At 67.6% G+C, this 8,112-nt stretch carries 9 protein-coding genes; 1 reads left to right on the top strand and 8 read right to left on the bottom strand.

Features of this window, described 5'->3' with window-relative positions; all coding sequences use genetic code 11:
* The first annotated feature begins 112 nt into the window (after positions 1 to 112).
* A complete protein-coding gene (locus tag NHG85_RS15595; protein ID WP_253334000.1) occupies positions 113 to 1,105 on the top strand; it encodes an oligopeptide/dipeptide ABC transporter ATP-binding protein in 993 nt (330 codons plus the stop codon).
* A gap of 95 nt (positions 1,106 to 1,200) precedes the next feature.
* Here NHG85_RS15595 and NHG85_RS15600 read toward each other — a convergent pair whose 3' ends face one another.
* From NHG85_RS15600 to NHG85_RS15635, 8 genes are all read right to left on the bottom strand, one after another.
* Positions 1,201 to 1,566: a response regulator gene (locus tag NHG85_RS15600; protein WP_253333989.1), complete on the bottom strand. Its 366-nt coding sequence runs from the start codon at positions 1,564 to 1,566 to the stop codon at positions 1,201 to 1,203.
* On the bottom strand, positions 1,559 to 2,605 hold the full coding sequence (locus tag NHG85_RS15605; protein WP_253333990.1) for a sensor histidine kinase: 1,047 nt from the start codon (positions 2,603 to 2,605) through the stop codon (positions 1,559 to 1,561). Before NHG85_RS15605 ends, NHG85_RS15600 begins: the two co-directional genes overlap by 8 nt.
* A gap of 136 nt (positions 2,606 to 2,741) precedes the next feature.
* The gene (gene rimO, locus NHG85_RS15610; RefSeq protein ID WP_253333992.1) at positions 2,742 to 4,121 is read right to left on the bottom strand and encodes a 30S ribosomal protein S12 methylthiotransferase RimO; all 1,380 of its coding nucleotides are present in this window, start codon (positions 4,119 to 4,121) and stop codon (positions 2,742 to 2,744) included.
* A gap of 19 nt (positions 4,122 to 4,140) precedes the next feature.
* Complete coding sequence (locus NHG85_RS15615) at positions 4,141 to 4,986, bottom strand: metal ABC transporter permease (protein WP_253333994.1); 846 nt, start codon at positions 4,984 to 4,986, stop codon at positions 4,141 to 4,143.
* Positions 4,983 to 5,831 (bottom strand): metal ABC transporter permease, encoded by an 849-nt coding sequence (locus NHG85_RS15620; protein WP_253333996.1) that lies wholly within the window; start codon positions 5,829 to 5,831, stop codon positions 4,983 to 4,985. Before NHG85_RS15620 ends, NHG85_RS15615 begins: the two co-directional genes overlap by 4 nt.
* On the bottom strand, positions 5,828 to 6,715 hold the full coding sequence (locus tag NHG85_RS15625; RefSeq protein ID WP_253334001.1) for a manganese/iron ABC transporter ATP-binding protein: 888 nt from the start codon (positions 6,713 to 6,715) through the stop codon (positions 5,828 to 5,830). The genes NHG85_RS15620 and NHG85_RS15625 overlap by 4 nt, the downstream gene beginning before the upstream one ends.
* Positions 6,715 to 7,602 (bottom strand): metal ABC transporter substrate-binding protein, encoded by an 888-nt coding sequence (locus tag NHG85_RS15630; RefSeq protein ID WP_253333998.1) that lies wholly within the window; start codon positions 7,600 to 7,602, stop codon positions 6,715 to 6,717. The genes NHG85_RS15625 and NHG85_RS15630 overlap by 1 nt, the downstream gene beginning before the upstream one ends.
* 164 nt (positions 7,603 to 7,766) lie before the next feature.
* On the bottom strand, positions 7,767 to 8,112 hold a 346-nt coding region (locus tag NHG85_RS15635), incomplete at its 5' end, for a GcrA family cell cycle regulator (protein ID WP_305884603.1).

The raw sequence follows: 8,112 nt of genomic DNA on the forward strand, positions 1-8,112 counted from the left end.
CGAACCGGCGGGCGTGGCGCACAAGGACGCGCCCGTGGCCGAGGACGACGGCCCGCATGGCCGCCCCGACCGCACCGGCCATGTGCCGCAGCCGATCCTGCGGGTCGAGGACATGCGCGTCGCCTTCGACATCCGCCCGCGGGGCGCATGGCCCTGGACGCCCTCGAACAAGCTGCACGCCGTGGGCGGCATCAGCTTCGACCTCGCGCCGGGCGAATCCCTGGGCATCGTGGGCGAGAGCGGCTCGGGCAAATCGACGCTGGCGCGCGCCATCGTCGGCACCATCCCCTCGACCGGCGGGCGGATCGAGTTCGAGGGGCAGGACCTCGCCTCGATGAGCGAGCGCCAGCGCCGCGTCCACCGCAAGGACGTGCAGATGGTGTTCCAGGACCCGCTTGCCGCGCTCAACCCGCGCATGACGGTGGGCGACATCATCGCCGAGCCGCTGGTCACGCATGAGCCCAAGACGCCGCGCAAGGAGGTCCGCCGCCGGGTGGCCGAGCTGATGGAGCGGGTGGGGCTGCTGCCCAACCTCGTCAACCGCTACCCGCACGAGTTCTCGGGCGGGCAATGCCAGCGCATCGGCATCGCCCGGGCGCTGATCCTGCGTCCCAAGCTGCTGATCTGCGACGAGCCGGTCTCGGCGCTCGACGTGTCGGTGCAGGCGCAGGTGGTGAACCTCCTCAAGGAGCTGCAGCGCGACATGGGGCTGGCGATGATCTTCATCGCGCATGACCTCAGCGTGGTGAAGCACGTCTCCGACCGGATCGTGGTGATGTATCTGGGCCGGGTGATGGAGGTGGCGAAATCCAAGGCGCTGACCACCAACCCCGAGCATCCCTACACTCAGGCGCTGATCGCCTCCGTGCCGATCCCCGACCCGGTGCTGGAGCGCCAGCGCCAGCGCCCGGTGCTGGGCGGCGAGCTGCCCTCGCCGATGAACCCGCCCTCGGGCTGCGTCTTCCGCACCCGCTGCCCCAAGGCGCATCCCGATTGTGCCCAAGGCCTGCCGCCGATGCTCGATCTGGGCGATGGCCATCGCGTGGCCTGCCCCTATCACGACGAGCCCAGCGTGCTCGACGCGGCGCGGCAGGTGGCGAGCTGAGGGCTCGCGCGGCCGTCCGGGCCGGTCGGTCGCCATTTCGATGAGAGATAGGGGGAATGCCCCGGCTGCGGCCGGGGCATCGGTTCTTGCGCGGGTCAGTGACCCAGCGCGGCCTGTGCGGCCATGAGAAGCTGGTCGGGATCGTAGGGCTTTTGCACGCAGCGATGGGCGGCATAGCTGCCCGAAAGCCCCGCCGCCGCGTAGCCGGTCGCGAAGATGAAGGGGATCTCGCGGCGCGTCAGCTGCTCGGCCACGGGGTAGCTCGTCTCGTTGCCCAGGTTCACGTCGAGGATCGCGACGTCGAACTCGATCTCCGCCAGCGCGCGCAGCGCCTCGCTCAGCCGCATCGCCACGGTGACCTCGCATCCCGCCTCGCTGAGCACGTCCTCGCCGAGCATCGCCAGGAGGCTCTCGTCCTCGACGAAGAGCACCCGGACGCCATCGAGCCCGCCGCTACCCATGGCCGATATCCGCTTGGGGCTCCAGCGCCACAGGGTCGGGCAATTGGGGCAGCAGCATCTCGATCCGGCAGCTCAGCCCCTCGGGCCGGAAATCGACCTGTGCCCTGCCGTCGAACTCCATCGCCACCTGCCGCTCGATCAGCCGCAGGCCGAAGCCGCGCCGGGAGGGCTCGGTCACCGGCGGCCCGCCGCTCTCGTTCCAGCTCAGGACCAGGCGGCTTCGCTCGTCCTCGGCAGGGCTGGCCGACCAGCCAAGCCAGACTTCGCCGCCCTCGCAGCTCAGCGCGCCGTATTTGAGCGCGTTGGCGCCCAGCTCGTGCAGCGCCATCGACAGGCTCACCGCCGCCTTGGGGTGAATGTCGAGATCCTCGCCCTCGACCCGGATGCGGCCGGGCGCGACCGTGTCCACCGCCGCATCCGCGATGACGCGCAGCGAGGCGCGGGCCCATGCGGTTTCGGTCAGCACGTTATGCGCGCGCGACAGCGTCGTGAGCCGCCCCGAGAACCGCTCGAAGGTTTCGGCATCCGTGCCCTTGAAGGTCTGCCAGGCAATCGACTGTACCGTGGCCAGCGTGTTCTTCACCCGGTGGTTCAGCTCGTTGACCAGAAGCCGCTGGCGTTCCTGCGCACGCTTTTCATCCGAGATGTCGCGCACCTCGATGATGGTGCCGATAGTCTGGCTGTCCTCGTCGCGGATCGGGCTGGCGGTGAAGCCCACCGGGTAGAAATGCCCGTCGCGATGCACGAAGACCTCTTCGCCCTGTACCTGGTTGTATTCGGGAAAGGCGCGGTCGATCGCGCATTCATGCAGCGGAAAGGGCGTGCCGTCGGGATAGGTGTGATGAACGATGTCGTGCAGCGGCTTGTCGAGTGCCATGACCTCGTCGAGCGTCCAGCCGGTCAGAAGCTCGGCGGCGCGGTTCATGTAGACGCACTGCTGCCGGTCATCCATCAGGAAGATCGAGACGCTGGCGTTGTTGAGAACGGCCTGCAGGCGTCGTTGGGCGTCATCGAGAGGGCGTGTCCGCGATGTGGTCATTGATACCGAATCTCCGTGGTGTCCATCGCTGCGGTGCGACCATGCCGCCCATGCTTCGGCGTCGCCAGCGGCCATTTCATGACCATTTAATGCGCACTGCCAAAGGGCAACACAGACCGCACGTCACGATTGCATTTCAGCTTCCGACCATGCGGCCCCAGAGGTCGTACTCGCCCGCCTCGTCCACCTCGACGGTGAGCATGTCGCCGGGTTTCAGGATCTCATGGCCGTCGTCGATGAAGAGGTTGCCGTCGATCTCGGGCGCGTCGGCCATGGTGCGGCAGGTCGCGGCCTCCTCGTCGACCTCGTCGACGATCACCTGAAGATGCTGGCCGACCTTGGCCTGAAGCTTCGCCTCCGAAATCGCCTGGGCCTTGGCCATGAAGCGCTCCCAGCGGTCCTGCTTGACCTCTTCGGGCACATGGTCGGGCAGGTCGTTGGAGCGCGCACCGGCGACGTTCTCGTATTTGAAGCAGCCGACCCGGTCGAGCTGCGCCTCGTCGAGCCAGTCGAGCATGTAGTCGAACTCGGTCTTGGTCTCGCCGGGGTAGCCCACGATGAAGGTCGAGCGCAGGGTGATGTCGGGCGCCATCGCCCGCCAGGCCGCGATCTCGTCGAGCGTCTTCGCGGAGGCCGCGGGCCGGGCCATGCGCTTCAGCACATCCGGGTGGCCGTGCTGGAACGGAATGTCGAGATAAGGCAGCAGGCCGGAGTTCGGATCGGCCATCAGCGGGATCAGATCGCGCACATGCGGGTAGGGGTAGACATAGTGCAGCCGCACCCAAGCGCCCAAAGACCCCAGATCGCGCGCCAGATCGGTGATATGGGCGCGGTGGCCGCGCTCCTCGGCGTGGCGGATGTCGAGCCCGTAGGCGGAGGTGTCCTGTGAGATCACCAGAAGCTCGCGCACGCCCGCCTCGACGAGCTTTTCCGCCTCGCGCATGACCGCGTGCGCCGGGCGCGACTGCAACCGCCCGCGCATGTCGGGGATGATGCAGAACCTGCACTTGTGATTGCAGCCCTCCGAGATCTTCAGATAGCTGAAGTGCCGCGGCGTGAGCGAGATGCCGCGCGCGGGTAGCAGGTCCACGAAGGGATCGGGCGCGGGCGGCACGGCGCCATGCACCGCGTCGAGCACCTGCTCGTATTGATGCGGGCCGGTGACGGCGAGCACCTTCGGATGCGCGCCGGTGATGTAATCGGGCTCGGCCCCGAGGCAGCCGGTGACGATGACCTTGCCGTTCTCGTTGAGCGCCTCGCCGATGGCGTCGAGGCTCTCTGCCTTGGCGCTGTCGAGAAAGCCGCAGGTGTTGACGATCACCGCATCGGCGCCGGAATAGTCCGGGCTGATCGCATAACCCTCGGCCCGAAGCCGCGTCAGGATGCGCTCGCTGTCCACCAGCGCCTTGGGGCAGCCGAGCGAGACCATGCCGATGGTCGGCTGGCCGGGGCGGGGGGCCTCGTTGAAGCGCGCCTTGGGGGCGAGGTCGGGACGGAGATCGGGAGGATTCTGCATCCGCGCGATCTAATCTCTCTCAGCCGCTCTGGGAAGCCCCCCCGGCCTCGGCCCGACGGATCGTGAACGACTTCCACACGAAGGCCGCGATGAAGATCAGCGTGAGCCCGAGGATGATGGTCGGCGCGGGCGCGCTGTCGATCCAGAAGCTGGCATAGACCCCGCCCCAACTCGCCACCAGCGTCACCCCGACCGCCACCGCAAGCATGACGCCGAAGCGGCGGGTGACCAGAAAGGCAATGGCGCCGGGCGCGATCAGCAGGCCGATGGCGAGGATGATGCCGACGGCCGAGAGCGTGCTGACGATGGTCAGCGACAAGAGCGCCAGCAGCCCGTAGTGAAACAGCCCCACCGGCAGGCCCAGCGCCCGGGCATGGGCCGCGTCGAAGGCGTGCAGCATCAGATCGCGCCAGCGCGCCAGCAGCGCGAGGCTGACCACGCCGCCGACGAGGCCCGCGGTCCACAGGTCGGCCGCGTCGATGCCGAGCATGTTGCCGAAGAGGATATGGTCGAGATGCACCTCGCTCTCGATCCAGGTGTAGAGCACGAGGCCGATGCCGAACATGCCCGAGAAGACGACCCCCATCACCGTGTCCTGCTTGATCCGGCTGTGATCGGTAAGGAAACCGGTGAGCAACGCGCAGGACATGCCCGCGACGAAGGCGCCGATCAGCAGCGGAATGTTCAGGATATAGGCCAGCACCACGCCCGGAAGCACCGCGTGGCTCACCGCGTCGCCCATCAGCGACCAGCCCTTGAGCACCAGAAAACACGACAGCAGCGCGCAGGGAACCGCGATCAGCCCGGCGACGATGAAGGCGTCGCGCATGAAGCCGAGCTGGAAGGGGAGAAGAAGCTCGCTCATAGCGCCGCCCTCGCGCGGGCCCTTGCGGCGAGCCAGCCGTGCTTTGGCGCGAAGACGAAGGCGAGAAGGAAGATCAGCGTCTGCAGGGTGATGATCACGCCGCCCGTCGCCCCGTCGAGAAAAAAGGAGATATAGGCGCCGGTGAAACTGGTGACGCTGCCCAGCGCCACGGCGATGACGATGAGGCGCGGAAAGCGGTCGGTGAGCAAGTAGGCGGTGGCCCCGGGCGTGACCACCATGGCAATGACGAGAAACGCCCCCACGGTCTGCAGGGCGGCGACGCAGGCCGCCGACAGGAGCACGAAGAAGACGAAGCGCAAGAGGCCAGGGCGCAGGCCCACGGAGCGGGCGTGGGTTTCGTCGAAGAAGGCGACCATGAGGTCCTTCCACTTCAAGAGCAGCACCACCATGCAGACCGCGCCGATGATGGCGAGTTGCAGTGTATCTTCGGGCGTGATGGCGAGGATGTTGCCCAGGATGATGGTCTGCACGTCCACCGGGGTGGGCGAGACCGAGACCATGAACAGCCCCAACCCGAAGAAGCCGGTGAAAATGAGCCCGATCACCGTGTCCTCCTTGAGCCCGGTGCGCTGGTTGAGAAACAGCATGGCTCCGGCCGCAAGGCCGCCCGACAGAAACGCGCCCAGCGCGAAGGGCAGGCCCAGCATGTAGGCCCCGGCGACGCCCGGCACGATGGAGTGCGAGAGCGCGTCGCCGATCAGCGACCAGCCCTTGAGCATGAGATAGGCCGAGAGAAAGGCGCAGACCGCGCCGACGAGGGCCGAGACCCACATGGCGTTGAGCATGTAGCCATAGGTGAAGGGCAGGGTGAGCGTCTCGATCATCGCCCGCCGCCCCCCGAGCGCTGCTTGTCATCGTAAAAGACCAGCGGGCGCTCGTCATCCGACAGGATGCGCAGCTTGCGCGCGTCCTCGTCCTGGTGCAGCTCCGCGCCGCCCAGCACGAAATGCCGCAGCACGCCGCCGAAAGCCTGTTCGAGATTGTCGCGGGTGAAGACATCGCGCGTCGGCCCATGCGCCAGCACCGTGCCCTTCACCAGCACGGTGCGGTCGCAGAACTCGGGCACCGAGCCGAGGTTGTGGGTCGAGACCAGCATCACCCGGCCCTCCTCGCGCAATTCGCGCAGAAGCCGGATGATCGCCTCCTCGGTCTTCACGTCGACGCCGGTGAAGGGCTCGTCGAGCAGGATCACCCGCCCGTCCTGCGCCAGCGCGCGGGCGAGGAAGACGCGCTTGCGCTGCCCGCCCGACAGCTCGCCGATCTGGCGATGGCGGAAATCGGTCATGTTGACGCGCGCCAGCGCCGACGAGACGGCTTCGCGGTCGGCGGCGCGCGGGCGGCGCAAAAATCCCATCCGCCCGTAGCGGCCCATCATCACCACGTCCTCGACCAGCACCGGAAAGGACCAGTCGACCTCCTCGGCCTGCGGCACATAGGCCACCAGCCCGGATTTCAGCGCCTGCTTCACCGGTTGACCAAGGATCGAGATCGAGCCCTTGGCCAGCGGCAGAAAGCCCATGATTGCCTTGAACAGCGTGGATTTGCCCGCGCCGTTGACCCCGACCAAAGCCGAGATCGTGCCGACGGGCAGCGAGAAGCTCGCCTCGCGCAGCGCGGTGACGCCGTTGCGGTAGGAGACGGTGACGCCTTGGGCGGCGAGGCCCGCGCCCGCGCCTGTCGCGTGTTCGGGAAAGGCGCGCGCGTCCATCATTCGGCCCCGTTCAATCCGCGCGCGACCGTCTCTGTGGTGACGCGCAGAAGGTCGAGATAGCTCGGCACCGGGCCATCCGCCTCGGAGAGCGAATCGACGTAGAGCTCGCCGCCGTAAGCCACGCCTGTTTCACGTGCGACCTGCTTCGCGGGATCGGTGTTGACGGTGCTTTCGCAGAACACCGCCGGGATCTCGTGCTCGCGCACCCCGTCGATCACGCGGCGGACCTGCTGCGGCGTGCCGGTGGAATCGGCGTTGATCGGCCAGAGGAACAGCTCCTTCAGCCCCAGATCGCGGGCGAGGTAGCTGAACGCCCCCTCGCAGGAAACGAGCCAGCGCTTGTCTTCGGGCACCCGCTCGATCTCGGCCTTGAGCGGCTCGATCTCGGCGGCGATCTCGGCCTTGTAGCTTTCGGCGTTCGCGGCATAGGCATCGGCGTTCTCCGGATCTGCCTCGCTCAGCGCATCGCGGATGTTGTCGACATAGATCGCGGCGTTGTCGGGGCTCATCCAGGCGTGCGGGTTGGGCTTGCCGTCGTAATCGCCGCCCGAGATCGAGATTGGCTCGATGCCTTCCGAGATCACCGCCGAGGGGCGCTCGCCCGCGTTGTCGAGGAACTGCTCGAACCACAATTCCAGGTTCAGCCCGTTCCACAACACCAGATCGGCGTCACGCACGCCCAGGATGTCGCGCGGGGTGGGCTGGTAGTTGTGGATCTCCGCGCCGGGCTTGGTGATCGAGACGACCTCGGCGGCCTCGCCCGCGACATTGCGGGCCATGTCGGCGATCACGGTGAAGCTCGTCGCCACCTTGAGCCGATCCTGGGCGGCGGCGGGCAGGGCCAGGGCCGACAGGGCGAGGGCGAGAAGGGGCAGGGGGCGCATCTATGGTCTCCGGGTGTCAGGAACTCTGCTCCCGACAAGATGCGAACCATTCGCAGGAAGTCAACTGGATTGCGAATAATTCGCAAGTTTGCGCCCGTGGCCTTCACGGAACGAAAAAGGCCGCCCCCGAGGGGGCGGCCTTTCAGGAAACGGGCGCTGCGCGCTCAGCGGCGACGGTCGCGGCGCGAGGACATCGGCTGGAAGGCGACGCCGACATGCGCCTCGCAATAGGGCTTGCCCGATTGCGTCGGCAGGCCGCAGAACCAGAACTGGTCGGTCGCGGGATCGCCCACCGGCCATTTGCAGGTCTTTTCGGTCAGCTCCATCAGCGTCAGCTTCTTGGCGCCCTTCTCCACCTCGGAGACCTTGGCGAGCGCCTCGGGGCTGATCTCGTTGGCCGAGGGCTGCGGCGGCAGCGGCTGGCCGGCAGGGATGATCGCACGGCGCGCGGCGCTCATCGGGATCGGGGCGTCCTCCTCCTCGGCGGGCTTGGCCGCCTCGGGCTCGGCC

The organism is Limimaricola litoreus (genome assembly GCF_024159025.1).
GTDB lineage: Bacteria > Pseudomonadota > Alphaproteobacteria > Rhodobacterales > Rhodobacteraceae > Limimaricola > Limimaricola litoreus.

Bases quoted from the DNA above. Each gene is read 5' to 3' on its own strand.
- NHG85_RS15595 (WP_253334000.1), top strand. From the start codon at position 113: ATGCGCGTCGCCTTCGACATCCGCCCGCGGGGCGCATGGCCCTGGACG.
- NHG85_RS15600 (WP_253333989.1), bottom strand. From the start codon at position 1,566: ATGGGTAGCGGCGGGCTCGATGGCGTCCGGGTGCTCTTCGTCGAGGAC.
- NHG85_RS15605 (WP_253333990.1), bottom strand. From the start codon at position 2,605: ATGACCACATCGCGGACACGCCCTCTCGATGACGCCCAACGACGCCTG.
- rimO (WP_253333992.1), bottom strand. From the start codon at position 4,121: ATGCAGAATCCTCCCGATCTCCGTCCCGACCTCGCCCCCAAGGCGCGC.
- NHG85_RS15615 (WP_253333994.1), bottom strand. From the start codon at position 4,986: ATGAGCGAGCTTCTTCTCCCCTTCCAGCTCGGCTTCATGCGCGACGCC.
- NHG85_RS15620 (WP_253333996.1), bottom strand. From the start codon at position 5,831: ATGATCGAGACGCTCACCCTGCCCTTCACCTATGGCTACATGCTCAAC.
- NHG85_RS15625 (WP_253334001.1), bottom strand. From the start codon at position 6,715: ATGGACGCGCGCGCCTTTCCCGAACACGCGACAGGCGCGGGCGCGGGC.
- NHG85_RS15630 (WP_253333998.1), bottom strand. From the start codon at position 7,602: ATGCGCCCCCTGCCCCTTCTCGCCCTCGCCCTGTCGGCCCTGGCCCTG.